This window comes from Bacillus sp. FSL K6-2431 (genome assembly GCF_038005165.1).
In the GTDB taxonomy this organism is placed as follows: domain Bacteria; phylum Bacillota; class Bacilli; order Bacillales; family Bacillaceae; genus Bacillus; species Bacillus pumilus.
This window is the reverse complement of sequence record NZ_JBBOSQ010000001.1, coordinates 3,263,567-3,277,644: the sequence shown is the minus strand read 5'-3', so window position 1 is coordinate 3,277,644 and position 14,078 is coordinate 3,263,567. Positions and strand designations below refer to the sequence as shown.

The 14,078-nt window shown below is 43.2% G+C and carries 12 protein-coding genes and 1 riboswitch; of the genes, 1 reads left to right on the top strand and 11 read right to left on the bottom strand.

Going from position 1 to position 14,078, the window contains the following annotated elements:
• Position 1 precedes the first annotated feature (1 nt).
• Complete coding sequence (gene sdhA / locus MHH40_RS16525; RefSeq protein WP_003216403.1) at positions 2–1,762, bottom strand: succinate dehydrogenase flavoprotein subunit; 1,761 nt, start codon at positions 1,760–1,762, stop codon at positions 2–4.
• Positions 1,763–1,799: 37 nt separating this feature from the next.
• Positions 1,800–2,408 (bottom strand): succinate dehydrogenase cytochrome b558 subunit, encoded by a 609-nt coding sequence (locus MHH40_RS16520; RefSeq protein WP_106032633.1) that lies wholly within the window; start codon positions 2,406–2,408, stop codon positions 1,800–1,802.
• A 280-nt stretch (positions 2,409–2,688) separates the two neighbouring features.
• On the opposite strand from MHH40_RS16520, the gene MHH40_RS16515 reads away from it, so the two are divergent.
• Positions 2,689–3,132, top strand: coding sequence for a YslB family protein (locus MHH40_RS16515; RefSeq protein WP_003216293.1), 444 nt, complete (start codon positions 2,689–2,691; stop codon positions 3,130–3,132).
• A gap of 166 nt (positions 3,133–3,298) precedes the next feature.
• Here the strand turns inward: MHH40_RS16515 and MHH40_RS16510 are convergent, their stop codons facing one another.
• From MHH40_RS16510 to MHH40_RS16470, 9 genes are all read right to left on the bottom strand, one after another.
• Positions 3,299–4,528 (bottom strand): aspartate kinase, encoded by a 1,230-nt coding sequence (locus MHH40_RS16510; RefSeq protein ID WP_050943615.1) that lies wholly within the window; start codon positions 4,526–4,528, stop codon positions 3,299–3,301.
• Positions 4,529–4,669: 141 nt separating this feature from the next.
• A riboswitch (Lysine riboswitch) is annotated at positions 4,670–4,847 on the bottom strand.
• A 63-nt stretch (positions 4,848–4,910) separates the two neighbouring features.
• Entirely contained in the window at positions 4,911–6,683 is a 1,773-nt protein-coding gene (uvrC, locus tag MHH40_RS16505) for an excinuclease ABC subunit UvrC (RefSeq protein WP_050943614.1), read from the bottom strand.
• A 139-nt stretch (positions 6,684–6,822) separates the two neighbouring features.
• Positions 6,823–7,137 (bottom strand): thioredoxin, encoded by a 315-nt coding sequence (trxA, locus tag MHH40_RS16500; protein WP_003216330.1) that lies wholly within the window; start codon positions 7,135–7,137, stop codon positions 6,823–6,825.
• Between the two features lie 245 nt (positions 7,138–7,382).
• The gene (locus MHH40_RS16495; protein ID WP_050943613.1) at positions 7,383–8,861 is read right to left on the bottom strand and encodes an alpha-N-arabinofuranosidase; all 1,479 of its coding nucleotides are present in this window, start codon (positions 8,859–8,861) and stop codon (positions 7,383–7,385) included.
• Positions 8,862–8,936: 75 nt separating this feature from the next.
• Positions 8,937–9,914, bottom strand: a complete 978-nt coding sequence (locus MHH40_RS16490; protein WP_003216494.1) for an electron transfer flavoprotein subunit alpha/FixB family protein — start codon at positions 9,912–9,914, stop codon at positions 8,937–8,939.
• Positions 9,915–9,958: 44 nt separating this feature from the next.
• Positions 9,959–10,732, bottom strand: coding sequence for an electron transfer flavoprotein subunit beta/FixA family protein (locus MHH40_RS16485; RefSeq protein ID WP_012010823.1), 774 nt, complete (start codon positions 10,730–10,732; stop codon positions 9,959–9,961).
• A gap of 31 nt (positions 10,733–10,763) precedes the next feature.
• Entirely contained in the window at positions 10,764–11,543 is a 780-nt protein-coding gene (locus MHH40_RS16480) for an enoyl-CoA hydratase (protein ID WP_003216795.1), read from the bottom strand.
• Positions 11,544–11,569: 26 nt separating this feature from the next.
• Positions 11,570–12,154 (bottom strand): TetR/AcrR family transcriptional regulator, encoded by a 585-nt coding sequence (locus tag MHH40_RS16475; protein ID WP_003216590.1) that lies wholly within the window; start codon positions 12,152–12,154, stop codon positions 11,570–11,572.
• Between the two features lie 166 nt (positions 12,155–12,320).
• Positions 12,321–14,042, bottom strand: a complete 1,722-nt coding sequence (locus MHH40_RS16470) for an AMP-binding protein (protein WP_050943612.1) — start codon at positions 14,040–14,042, stop codon at positions 12,321–12,323.
• Positions 14,043–14,078 lie beyond the last annotated feature (36 nt).

The following is a 14,078-nucleotide window of genomic DNA, read 5'->3' as shown; positions in this document are numbered from 1 at the left end:
CTTATTTCTCCACCTTTTTCTTCGAGTAATCTCGTTTACGAGGTGCAATTAACGATACATCGACGTCCTCATAGTGGAATGCAGGCTTTTGATTTTTTCCTTTGAACGTAGCCATCGTTGTTTTTAGGAACTCTTCATCGTTTCTCTCTGGGAAGTCTGGTTTGTAGTGTGCGCCTCGGCTTTCATTCCTGTTGTAAGCCCCGATCGTAATGACTCTTGCCAGCTGAAGCATGTTGTCAAGCTGACGTGTGAAGGCAGCGCCTTGGTTGCTCCATGAAGCTGTATCGTTGATGTTGATCTGCTTGTAGCGCTCCATTAGTTCTTCGATTTTCTGATCTGTTTTTAAGAGTTTGTCATTGTAACGAACAACTGTGACGTTATCCGTCATCCATTCTCCAAGCTCTTTATGAAGCACGTACGCATTTTCTGTTCCGTCCATGCCGAGGATGTTGTCCCATTTCTCCTGCTCTTTCTTCACGGCGCTGTCAAATGTTGCAGAAGATAGGTCTTCCGCAGACTTTTCAAGACCGCTAATGTACTTCACAGCATTTGGTCCAGCGACCATTCCGCCGTAAATGGCAGAAAGCAGTGAGTTTGCACCAAGTCTGTTTCCGCCGTGCATAGAGTAATCACATTCTCCGGCAGCAAATAGACCTTTGATATTCGTCATTTGATCATAGTCAACCCATAATCCGCCCATTGAGTAATGAACAGCAGGGAAAATTTTCATTGGAAGCTTACGCGGGTCATCACCCATGAATTTTTCATAGATTTCAATGATGCCGCCAAGTTTAATATCAAGTTCTTTTGGATCTTTATGAGAAAGATCGAGATATACCATGTTCTCTCCGTTGATGCCAAGCTTTTGCTCGACACATACGTCAAAGATCTCACGTGTTGCAATATCACGCGGTACAAGGTTTCCGTATGCTGGATATTTTTCTTCTAGGAAGTACCAAGGCTTCCCGTCTTTATATGTCCAAACACGTCCGCCTTCACCACGAGCCGATTCACTCATGAGACGAAGCTTGTCATCTCCAGGGATCGCTGTTGGATGAATCTGAATGAATTCTCCATTTGCGTAATGAGCCCCTTGCTGATAGACGATAGATGCAGCAGATCCAGTGTTAATCATGGAGTTCGTTGATTTTCCGAACACGATTCCAGGACCGCCTGTTGCCATGATCACTGCATCTGAACGGAAGGATTCAATTTCCATTGTTGTTAAGTTCTGCGCGACAATGCCTCGGCATACTTCCTCGTCATCTAACACAGCGCCAAGGAATTCCCAGCCTTCATATTTCGTGACAAGCCCCGCTACTTCATAGCGGCGAACCTGCTCATCAAGTGCATATAATAGCTGCTGGCCTGTTGTAGCTCCAGCAAACGCTGTACGGTGATGCTGTGTTCCCCCGAAGCGGCGGAAGTCCAATAATCCCTCTGGTGTTCTGTTAAACATCACACCCATCCGATCAAGTAAATGGATAATGGACGGCGCTGCTTCACACATTGCCTTAACTGGCGGCTGGTTGGCTAAGAAGTCTCCGCCATACACCGTGTCGTCAAAATGCTCATAAGGTGAATCCCCTTCACCTTTTGTATTCACCGCTCCGTTGATTCCGCCCTGTGCACATACAGAATGCGAACGTTTTACAGGTACGATTGAAAATAGTTTAACAGCTGTTCCCGCTTCTGCTGCTTTAATAGTTGCCATGAGACCAGCTAAGCCGCCTCCGACAACGATGATGCTAGAATTACTCATTGTAGCCCCTCTCCCTCTTCTACTAATCTATTTCCTCTTAAACAAAAGCGAAAATTGCTCTTAGCCCTACATATGAAAGCGCTATAAATATACCTAATGTCACATATGTGGAGATTCTTTGTGAGCGTGGTGAAACAGTAATTCCCCAGCTGACAGCAAATGACCACAAGCCATTAGCAAAGTGGAAAATAGTAGATAAAACGCCGACAATATAGAAGCCTAGCATAAATGGAGAGCTTAAAATATTCGCCATCATGTCATAGTTCACTTCAGCTCCAAGCTGAGCTTGAATTCGTGTTTCCCATACATGCCAAGTCACAAAAATCAATGTGATGATACCTGAAATCCTTTGCAGTCTGAACAACCAGTTTCTTAAGTAACTGAAGCGAGACGTATTGTTTTGTGCCGTAAAGGCTATGTACACCCCATAAACAGCATGATAGATCAGTGGTAAGAAAATCACGAACAGCTCAAGTGCATATCTGAATGGAAGCTGTTCCATAAAGTGTGCAGCTTTGTTAAACGCCTCTGGTCCATTCGTCGCAAAGTGGTTAATCACTAAGTGCTGAATTAAAAATAGACCGACCGGAATGACGCCAAGCAAAGAATGCAATCTCCGATAAAAAAATTCTTTGTTCCCCGACATTACTTTACCCCCTAGTAAAAAGTGCAATTGCTGAAAATTGTCTTACCCCCGCTTCTTTCAATTGTAAGCACTTTATTCAAATTTATTGACAATTTCATTTTACTCCTATGTCAAAAAAGCGTCAAGAAACCGCGTACATAAATTAAAATTTTCCGAAATTTAAAAGTTTTAAATCAAAATTCGTTTTACTACAATAAGAATTTCTTAGACTTCAGGGAAAACTCTGTCATCATATGCTCACATAAGCTATAATAAATTGTTGAAAGAGGGGAGCCGTACAATGAATAAATTCGAATCTAACTTAGAACAGCTAAAAGAAATTGAAGTCAATGGATTTGCCTACGAGCTGATACGCGAAGTTCTGCTGCCTGATATTTTGGGTCAGGATCATTCATCTATGATGTATTTTGCGGGTAAGCTGCTTGCTCGTAAATTCCCTCAAGAGTCATGGGAGAAAATCCCCGAATTTTTCCATGATGCCGGATGGGGAACTCTCACGATGGTCCATTCGAAAAAACAGGAAATTGAGTTTGAGCTCGAAGGACCACTTGTATCAAATCGACTTACCTATCAAAAGGAGCCATGCTTTCAGATGGAAGCAGGTTTTATTGCTGAACAAATCCAGCTTCTCAACGAGCACGTGGCTGAATCTTATGAACAAGTGAAAAAGCGTGCTGATAAAGTCATTTTAACCGTTAAATGGGATTTAAGAGACCCTAGCTAACACTCTTTATGAAAGGCGCGGACTTTAGGTCACGCCTTTTTTGTTTGCCTTCTTCTATCATAGCATACTTAGTGAATGGGTTTACGCACGTTTTCCTTTCTAGCATGGGGGGTTTCGGATATAAAAAAGAGGTGCACTCTTTCAAGAGATACACCTCTCTGCCTGTTTAAGAATGGGCAGCTACCTTTGATAAATCAAACGCATCATGCAGTGCTTCAACTGCTTTGACCATATCGTCACGGCCAACCACTGTTGAGACTTTGATTTCAGACGTACTGACCATTTTCACTTGTATGTCTTTTTCCGCTAACACAGCGAACATTTCAGCGGCTACGCCTGGATTTGAGACCATACCAGATCCAACGATAGATACTTTGGCTAATTTGCTTTCTGTCTCGATCTGTTCGTAGCCAAGTGCTCCTTTATATTCTTCTAACACTTCAACTGTTTTAGACAAATCATCCGTTTTCACAGAGAAAGAGATCGACGTCTGATTGGTGCTTGTGACGGACTGAATGATGATATCCACATTGATATTTTGTTTCGCAAGTGTCGTAAAAATGGTCGATAATGTGGTGAGACCGCTTGAAAGACCGCACACCGTCACGCGTGTAATCTGATCCTCAAATGCAATGCCTCTGACGACTAAATTTTGTTCCATGGATGATTCCTCCTCAATTAACGTACCCGATTCATTTTCAATACTAGAACGGACTTCTAGTGGGACTTGATAATTTTTCGCAAATTCGACAGCTCTCGGATGCAAGACACCAGCTCCTAAATTAGCCAGTTCGAGCATCTCATCGTATGAAATACCTGCAAGCTTCCGCGCGGCCGGTACATAGCGCGGATCTGTCGTAAATACTCCTGGTACATCTGTGTAAATATCACATTTATCCGCTTTTAGTGCGGCAGCAAGTGCTACAGCCGTCGTATCTGATCCACCGCGTCCAAGTGTTGTGATATGCAGGTCATCTGCAATTCCTTGGAAGCCTGCCACAACAACGACTTTCCCAGCACTTAATTCCTCTTTTATTCTTGATTCATCGATGTCCACGATTCTTGCGTTACCGTGTACTTGCTCTGTTTTCATACCAGCCTGCCAGCCTGTAAAGGAAATCGCATCATAGCCTTTTGCTTGCAGCGCCATCGTTAATAAGGAAATGGTCACTTGCTCTCCAGTTGCGAGCAGCATATCCATTTCTCTTTTGCTCGGATGATCTGTGAGTTCTTCCGCTAGGTCTACTAGAACATCCGTTGATTTACCCATTGCCGACACAACCACAACCACATCATGTCCGGCCTCGCGTTCAGAGATGACCCTTTCTGCAGCATTGCGAATTTTTTCTGTCGATCCAACAGACGTTCCGCCAAATTTTTGTACAATTAGTCCCATGTCTACCACCCTTTTTCAAAAGATCACGTGTGAGAGAAGAGGCAAGAAGCGGCTTTGGAGACTGCCTGCTCACTGCAAATAAAAAAAGCAATGAGAGAACAGATCTCCCATTGCTTTATAATCATCATCAAACGATGCAAACAATGAGATAGCCCTCCAAGAAATACATTCTTGACAGCCCTACATTTCTTCAATGTACAGCCAGCGAATAAAATGAGTGGATTTTATTCACTTCGGCGACGCTCCCCTTTTAGCCCTCTTCCTAGATCCCATCGATCTCTGAAGGCTTACTCTTGAAGTTCGCACCTCTATCTTCAACAAACAACACGTTCATTTATTAAATTTAGTCACAATCTTAACAGACTTTTGGAAAAAGTACAATCTATTTTTTTAAAGCTTCCATTAAAAGCTCGGCCGTTTGTTTCGGGATACCAGCCTCCTGAAAGTCTTGGATAGAGGCTTCTTTCATCTTTTTCACAGAGCCAAAATGTTTAAGAAGCTGTTTTTTACGCTTTTCTCCGATACCTGGCACATCGTCTAAAATAGATTGAAATGCATTTTTTCCGCGCAGCTGCCGGTGAAAGCTAATCGCGAACCGGTGCACTTCATCTTGAATGCGCTGCAATAAATAGAAGGCCTGGCTATTTCGCTCTAGTGCAACAATTTCCAGTGTATCGCCCATCATCAGATTCGACGTCCGGTGCTTTTCATCTTTGACTAGACCTGCTACTGGAACAGACAGATTCAATTCATTTTCAAGCACATCTATCGCTGCATTGATCTGTCCCTTTCCTCCGTCAATTAAAATCAAATCTGGTAGCGGGAGCTCATCCTTTAACACGCGGGTATATCGCCTTCTAATGACTTCACGCATCGATGCATAATCATCTGGACCTGTGACAGTTTTAATTTTGTATTTTCGGTATTCCTTTTTATACGGCTTCCCGTCCTGAAAGACGACCATGGCAGAAACCGGGTCTGCACCTTGAATATTCGAGTTATCAAATGCCTCAATCCGGTAAGGCATATAAATATTTAGTGCATCTCCAAGCTGCTTCACTGCACCAATGGACCGCTCTTCATCACGCTCAATGAGCGAAAATTTTTCTTTTAAGGCGATTTTGGCATTTTGATGGGCAAGTAATAGCAAATCCTTTTTCTTTCCTTTTTTCGGCTGATGAACGTTCGTCTCAAGCAATTGTTCAATCATCTCTTGATCTACGCTATCTGGCACCAAAATTTCCTTCGGCAGAAAGTGGTTGTTCTTTGCATAAAATTGTCCCATAAATGTGAGAAACTCTTCCTCAGGGTCTTGATACATAGGAAACAGGCTGACATCACGTTCAATCAATTTCCCTTGCCTGATGAAGAAGACCTGGACACACATCCAGCCCTTGTCATAGGCATATGCAAAAACATCTCGATCTGATAAATCGCTCATCGTCATTTTCTGCTTTTCCATCGTAGAGTCGATATACGCGATTTGGTCTCTCAGTTCTTTTGCCCGTTCGAACTCTAATTGTTCGGCGGCTTCCTGCATCTTTTCGGTGAGTTCTTTTTTGATTTGCTGATGTCCTCCATTTAGAAACCTTATGATTTCGTCCACGAGCTGCTTATTCGTTTCTTCAGAAATGTCATACACACATGGCGCGAGACATTGTCCAAGATGATAATAGAGACAGACACGGTCAGGGAGGGTGCTACATTTTCTGAGAGGATATAAACGGTCGAGCAGCTTTTTCGTTTCTCTTGCTGCCTGTACGTTCGGGTATGGACCGAAATATTTCCCTTTATCCTTCTTCACATTGCGTGTGACGATCAGCTTAGGATGCCGTTCATTCGTAATTTTAATAAAAGGATACGTTTTGTCATCCTTGAGCATGACATTGTATTTTGGGTCGTATTTTTTGATTAAATTCAGCTCTAAAATGAGTGCCTCGATATTAGAAGAGGTGACAATGTATTCAAAGTCCTCAATTTCACTGACAAGCCGCTGCGTTTTGGCGTCATGAGATCCAGTGAAATAAGAGCGTACTCTATTTTTTAAGACCTTTGCCTTCCCTACATAAATGACTGTATTTTGCCGATCTTTCATTAAATAGCAGCCTGGTTGATCTGGCAAGACCGATAGCTTTTCTTTGATCAGTTTGTTCATCTTTTCATCCGTCCTTGTTTTCCTCTTTCACTCCTTCTAGTGTATCACGAACATTTGTTTTATACCATGTTGAAAGAAAAGCGGCTCTCGTCTTTACGAGAACCGCTTTAGTGAGTATGCCGATTGGGCATAGACAGGTTTATAGATGTTTGTTAACAAGCTCAGCAAGTGCTTCTTTTGGTTTGAAACCAACAGAAGTTTCTACCACTTCACCGTCTTTTAAAACAAGAAGTGTTGGGATACTCATCACGCCGTATTTACCAGCAGTTTCTTGGTTATCGTCTACATCAATTTTTACAATTTTCATTTTATCGCCCATTTCTTGATCAAGTTCTTCAAGAACTGGAGCAATCATTTTACAAGGTCCGCACCATGGTGCCCAAAAGTCCGCAATAACAACACCTTCTGCAGTTTCTTGTGAAAATGTTGCGTCAGTAGCTTTTACGATTGCCATTATTCATTCCTCCAATGTAAATTATGCTTTTTAGTATAGCATCTACCAATGTGACTTGCGAATGAAATGCTTACGAATCATTTTTTATGAAATGAATTAAAAAACAAACCGTACAATCGCACCAATGACAACAATTGCACCGATAATCATGAGAATCGTTCTAAGCATATAAATAACTCCCTTTCCGCTTCGTTTACAATGTATGATGCCCCAACATCCTGCTCATCAAACATCTAAATATGCGATCAAGCGAGATCAATCGTAATCATCACCACAGACATTGGCGGTAGCTCTATGCTCAACTCACCGGGTTTTACAGCAAATTGCTGAAACTCTGCTGGCTGGACAGCATGAGGATCATCAAATGTGTTGTGCGCATTCATGCGGTTTGCTGTCAGCACGCGGCCCGTGACTTTCGTTTCTGCATCCACACCTTCAATGGCAAGGGATACTTCGTTTTGTTCATGCGGATTCAGGTGACAGAAGCTAATATGCATCTTATCTGACGAACGCGAAGCTGACACGCTAACCTGAGGTATTTTTTCTCCTCTGCGTTCATAAGGCGTTGACACGAATTCCACTTCAAGTGCTTCTTCCTCTTGATGCACTTGAAACATGTGAAACACATGATACGTAGGTGTCAGAAGCATCTTTTCGTCTTCCGTTAACACCATTGCTTGCAGAACATTGACCGTCTGGGCAATATTCGCCATATGAATCCGCTGGCAATGACGATGAAAGATATGAAAATGAAGGGCACAAACAAGTGCGTCTCTTAGTGTGTTTTGCTGATACAAAAACCCTGGATTTGTTCCTGGTTCTGGGTCATACCATGTTCCCCATTCATCAATAATCATCCCAATTCGCTTGTCTGGATCATAACGATCCATGATCTCTCCATGATCCACGACAAGCCGTTCCATCTCATAGGCTTTTTTCAACGTGATAAACCATTCATCCTCATCAAATTCAGTCGCTGATCCTTTCTTCTCCCACGTACCAGGTACAGTGTAGTAATGCAGACTGAGTCCATCCATCCAAGGTGCGGCCCGCTCCATTAATACTTTTGTCCAATTCACATCATTTGAATTGGCTCCGCACGCAATTTTGTATATTGATTGACCTGCAAACTCTCTCACATACGTTTGATAACGTTTATATAAATCGGCATAGTATTCAGGCGTCATATTCCCGCCGCAGCCCCAACTTTCGTTTCCTACACCAACATAGGTCAAATCCCAAGGTTCTTGTTTTCCATTTTGAATGCGCCAATCAGACATAGGTGTTCCCTTTGGAAAAGTGATGTACTCGACCCAGTCTGCTAATTCTTGAACAGTCCCACTTCCCACATTTCCGCAAATATAAGGCTCACATTCAAGCAGCTCACACAATTTCATAAACTCATGTGTACCAAATTCATTGGATTCAACCGTACCACCCCAATGAGTGTTCACCATCGGCTTTCGTTCGCTGAGATCACCTACACCATTTGCCCAATGATACTCGTCTGCAAAGCAGCCGCCCGGCCACCTAAGCACCGGAATATGTAATGCTTGAAGGGCTTTTAGCACATCCGTACGAATCCCCTCAATATGATCGATCTCTGAATCTTTTCCGACCCAAATCCCATCATAAATCCCTCTTCCTAAATGCTCTTGAAAATGTCCATAGATGTGTTTAGAAATACGTCCGATCACGTCATTCGCTTTTACTGTTCCCTTCACTTATCAACCGCTCCTTTGTGTATTGATTACATACAAAAAAACCCAGAATACCTAGGCATTCTGAGTGTATGAGCGTTACGAGTGGATATTCATCTTTTTTAACTCTTCATTCAAAAGCGGTACCACTTCAAACAAGTCACCGACGATTCCGTAATCGGCAATTTTGAAGATCTCAGCTTCTGGGTCTTTGTTAATCGCCACAATGACTTTACTGTTAGACATCCCGGCTAAATGCTGAATCGCTCCTGATATCCCGCACGCAATATAGAGATCAGGTGTGACGACCTTGCCTGTTTGCCCAATTTGCAGGGCATAATCACAGTAGTCTGCGTCACAGGCACCACGCGAGGCACCGACTGCTGCGCCCAGCGTCTCAGCGAGTTCATTCAGCGGTTCAAACCCTTCCTTACTCTTGACCCCGCGTCCCCCAGCGACGATAACTTTTGCTTCAGATAAATCTACACCTTCTGACGTTTTTTTAATGACTTCCTTCACGATCGTTCGCAGGTTCTGAATATCGACAGAAACCGGTGTAATGTCTCCGCTGCGTGAGGCATCCCGCTCAAGAGGTGCCACGTTGTTCGGGCGTATGGTGGCCAAAAGCAGACGATCTGTTGAAATCACTTTTTCGAAGGCTTTTCCAGAGTAAATCGGTCTTGTGAAAACAAGATGTTCTCCGGTAACGCTTACATCAATCGCATCTGAAATTAGACCAGTCTGCAAGCGTGCAGCTATTTTCGGCGACAAATCTTTTCCGATAGATGTATGGCCAAAGAGGACGGCATCTGGGTCAACCTGATCTAATATGGCTTGAAGTGCCTGCGCAAAACCATCTGACGTATAGTATGAAAGGTGCGGATGCTCCACAATCATGACATGATCCGCTCCATAGTATAGCAGTTCATTCGCTTGGTCTTTGACGTCATCCCCTATTAACACGCCAATGACTTCACCGCCATCTGCCACTTGATGAGCGGCAGCAATCGCTTCAAATGTCACATTTCTTAATTTACCGTCACGACTTTCTCCAAGTACAACAACTTTTTTACTCATCTTTCAAGTTCCCCCTTGTTCTCGTGATATCGTAAAGTGGATGTTTAGATGACCTTTGCTTCATTTCTTAATAAATCCGTCAGTTCTTTAACTTGATCCTGAAGCTCACCGCTCAGCACCTTGCCACCCTCTTTTTTCTCCGGTAAGAAACGTTCAATTGTTTTGATTTTATATGGCACATCGTCTTCATCCAGATCTAAATCATCCAGTTCCAATTCTTCTAAAGGCTTTTTCTTTGCCTTCATAATGCCTGGTAATGATGGATAGCGAGGCTCGTTGAGACCTTGCTGCGCAGTGACGACAAGCGGGAGCTCAGCAGAAATGACTTCCACATCACCTTCTGCATCTCGTTCAATCGAAGCAGAGCCGCCGTCAATTTGAATACTTGTAATCGTTGTGACATATGAAAACCCAAGTAATTCAGCAAGACGCGGGGCAACCTGTCCAGAGCCACCGTCAATCGCCACATTCCCTGCTAAGATCAAGGAAGCCTCTTTGTCTTTTAAATAATGGTAAAGAATCGTAGAAGCTGAATATTGATCCCACTCTTCTAAGTCGTCTTCCACATTTAATAAAACGGCTTGATCGCAGCCCATAGCAAGCGCTGTTCTCAGCTGCTTTTCCGCATCCTCACTGCCAACTGTCACAACGGTCACTTCTCCCCCGTGCTCGTCGCGAAGCTGGATGGCTTCTTCTATGGCGTACTCGTCATAAGGATTAATAATGAACTCTGCTCCATCTTCTTGAATTGCACCAGACTGAATGGAAATCTTCTCTTCCGTGTCAAACGTACGCTTCATCAAAACAAATATATTCATCCATTTCTCCCCCTTGTTTCGTTTGAATCCTTTATTCCCCTTTAAAATTCGGTTTGCGCTTTTCGATAAAGGCTTGGATGCCTTCTTTGGCGTCATTCGATTGGAAAATCTCACCGAACTTTTTGGCTTCTAGCTTCATTCCGCCATCATATGAATACAATTTTGTCGCATTCAATAAATCCAGCACATACTCGAGTGATTTTGGACTTTTCGTTGCAAATTTTGACGCAAGTGTTTTGGCTGCTTCGAGCGCCTCTTCTTCTGTTTCTGCCAGCTTTGAAACAAGTCCGCAGGCAAATGCTTCTTCACCTGTAATCGGTTCAGCTGTACCCATCATTTCCAGCGCTTTAGCAGAACCAACATAGCGCGGCAGGCGCTGCGTACCGCCGAATCCCGGAATGATGCCGAGGTTTAGTTCCGGCAGTCCAAGCTTCGCATCTTTTGTGGCAATTCGGATATCACAAGACATGGCAAGCTCAAGGCCCCCGCCTAATGCCGCTCCGTGAATTGAAGCAATGACCGGTTTTGGACATTGTTCAATCCGTTCAAAGACCTGCTGCCCTCTGTCTGCAAGGCTTGAATAGTCAGACTCTTCCTGTAACGTCGTAAATTCCTTAATATCAGCTCCTGCTGAGAAAAATCTTCCTTCCCCGTGGATCACAATGGCTCTTACTTCTTCATTTTGTTCGAGCTGGTCAAACATGTCATTAAGCTCGGTGAGCAGCTGAGAAGATAAGGCGTTTGCTGGTGGATGCTGAATCGTGATAAGTGCTGTCTGTCCTTCATGATGTAAGGTGAGTATCTTTTCCATGTCAATCATCCTTTTTCAAAATGTCTTTAAGATTGATGTATTCCGTTTAAGAGTAGATCACGTACGTTTTCTGCGAGTGCAGGAAGATCATATTTTTGATCATTCATGACCCATGTTGTAGCGGTTTCATCAATCGTCCCAAATACCATTTGTCTCGCTAAGCGGACATCTAGATTTTGTCTGAATTCTCCTGTTTTCTTTCCTTCTGCTAATATCGACTCGAGCATATTTAAATACCCTTTCAGCACCTCATTGATTTTTTGCCGCAGCTCAAGGTTTGACTGCCTGAGTTCAAGCTGTGTCACAAGAGCCAAATGATGATTTTGCGCAAGCATACGAAAATGCTCCTCAATGAGCAGTAGAAGCTTTTCTTTCGCCGACGGTTTCTTTTGAATATCTGTTTCCATTCGTTCGATGAATTGTCCCATTTTTTCTTTGAACAATGAGATCAAAATATCCTCTTTATTTTTGAAATAAAGATAAATGGTTCCGTCTGCAACCCCTGCTTGTTTCGCAATTTTTGAAACTTGTGATTGGTGATAGCCGTTCTCTGCAATCACCACAACTGCTGCATCAATAATTTGCATGTACTTCGGTCTTTTCTGCTTCAATGTGCTTCGTCCCTTTCTGGATTGAATGAGTATTCATTCATAACTTTATGTTAAAAAGAAACGGGCGATTTGTCAAGTGATCTTCTCTTTCTTTTCCACCTTTAGCATACCAGAGGAGGCGGTCAACATTCAAATCATCCGGCCGATGGACCGGATGATGAAGCCGTTATGTTTTCGGTTGATCGGCAGGCGTTTCAGATGAAGAAGCGTGCTTTCTTTTTTCTTCTTCAATTAATACTCTGCGCAAAATCTTCCCGACGGCTGTTTTAGGCAGTGACTCTTTAAATTCATACACGCGCGGTACTTTAAATGAGGCAATTCTCGTCCTGACAAAGCGATCAAGTTCGTCCTCTGTTAAGTAGGCATCCTTTTTCGGTACAATAAATGCTTTCACTGTTTCTCCTCTGTACGGATCTGGAATACCTGCGACGACGACTTCTTGTACAAGCTCATGCTCATAAAGGGCTTCTTCGACTTCTCTTGGGTAAATATTATAGCCGCTCGCAATGATGACATCTTTTTTCCGGTCGACGATATAGAAAAAACCGTCCTCATCCATATACCCTATATCTCCGGTGAAAAACCAGCCATCTCGTAATACAGCCTCTGTCTCCTCTGGCTGATTCCAGTATCCTTTCATGATCTGAGGCCCTTTGACAATGATTTCTCCATGCTCATATGGTTCTTTGAGGCCTCCGGTTTCCTCGCAATAAATACCGGCATCTGTATTAGGCCACGGACAGCCAATGCTGCCTGTTTTGTTCGCTCCCCATAAAAAGTTAGAATGAGTGACGGGTGAGGTTTCTGAAAGTCCGTACCCCTCCACTAAGCGTCCTCCTGTTAATTTTTCAAAGCTTTGTTTGACTTCAACAGGAAGTGCCGCTGAGCCGCTTAGACATGCAGTGATGGACGATAGATCATACTTTTCAATGTTCGGATGATGCAGCAAGGCGATATACATGGTTGGTGCACCTGGAAAGAGCGTCGGCTTCTGTTTTTCAATCGTTTTGAGGGTATCAGCTGCGTCAAATCGCGGAAGTAGAATCATTGAATGCCCTTCTTTGACAGCAAGATTTAAGACGGTCGTCATTCCGTAGACATGAAAAAACGGAATGATGCCGAGGATGCGTTCTTTCCCCCTGGTCGTTTTATACATCCAGGAAGCGCACATTTCAGTATTCGCTAAAATATTTTCATGTGTGAGCATGACGCCTTTTGGTAACCCGGTCGTTCCGCCAGTATATTGCAAAACAGCGATATCCTCTTTCGGATCAAAGGCAAGTGCGGGTATCTGCTGTTCACCTTCCGATTCTTTCATAATCTGCGCGAAGTGATGAATGGTGTCATTTTTCTCCACTTGGATGACCATTTTATTTTTTCTTCTTTGCACAATAGGAAACAGTATGTTTTTCGGGAATGGTAAATAATCTTGTAGTTTGGTGACGATTAAGTGCTCCATACTTGTCAGCGCTTTCATTTTATAAGCCTTTGGATACAACAAATCTAGCGTGATCAGCACTTTGGCGCCGCTGTCTTCTATTTGATATTCCAGTTCTTTCTCCGTATAAAGCGGGTTTGTTTGAACAACGATGCCGCCTGCTATTAAAACAGCATAATAAGAAATGACCGATTGAGGACAGTTCGGCAGCATGATCGCTACTCTGTCGCCTTTTTTCACGCCAATTTTCAGCAGATGACTGGCTAGTTTCAATACGTCTTCTTGCAGCTGTTCATAGGTGATGTTCTTTCCTAGAAAATGAATGGCTGTATGCTCAGGTGCAGCCTCTGCGGAGCTGAATAAGTAAGATTGTAATGTTTCATTTGGGATGGTGAGTTCGTGGGGAATTTGATTCGGGTAATGCAGAAGCCAACGTTTATCTGACTGCATAAAAACCCTCCTTCCTGAACTTTCGTACTATTATAT

What these genes read in the sequence shown, in the direction of transcription:
- sdhA (WP_003216403.1), bottom strand. Translation starts at nt 1,762, where the DNA reads ATGAGTAATTCTAGCATCATCGTTGTCGGAGGCGGCTTAGCTGGTCTC.
- MHH40_RS16520 (WP_106032633.1), bottom strand. Translation starts at nt 2,408, where the DNA reads ATGTCGGGGAACAAAGAATTTTTTTATCGGAGATTGCATTCTTTGCTT.
- MHH40_RS16515 (WP_003216293.1), top strand. Translation starts at nt 2,689, where the DNA reads ATGAATAAATTCGAATCTAACTTAGAACAGCTAAAAGAAATTGAAGTC.
- MHH40_RS16510 (WP_050943615.1), bottom strand. Translation starts at nt 4,528, where the DNA reads ATGGGACTAATTGTACAAAAATTTGGCGGAACGTCTGTTGGATCGACA.
- uvrC (WP_050943614.1), bottom strand. Translation starts at nt 6,683, where the DNA reads ATGAACAAACTGATCAAAGAAAAGCTATCGGTCTTGCCAGATCAACCA.
- trxA (WP_003216330.1), bottom strand. Translation starts at nt 7,137, where the DNA reads ATGGCAATCGTAAAAGCTACTGACGCAACATTTTCACAAGAAACTGCA.
- MHH40_RS16490 (WP_003216494.1), bottom strand. Translation starts at nt 9,914, where the DNA reads ATGAGTAAAAAAGTTGTTGTACTTGGAGAAAGTCGTGACGGTAAATTA.
- MHH40_RS16485 (WP_012010823.1), bottom strand. Translation starts at nt 10,732, where the DNA reads ATGAATATATTTGTTTTGATGAAGCGTACGTTTGACACGGAAGAGAAG.
- MHH40_RS16480 (WP_003216795.1), bottom strand. Translation starts at nt 11,543, where the DNA reads ATGGAAAAGATACTCACCTTACATCATGAAGGACAGACAGCACTTATC.
- MHH40_RS16470 (WP_050943612.1), bottom strand. Translation starts at nt 14,042, where the DNA reads ATGCAGTCAGATAAACGTTGGCTTCTGCATTACCCGAATCAAATTCCC.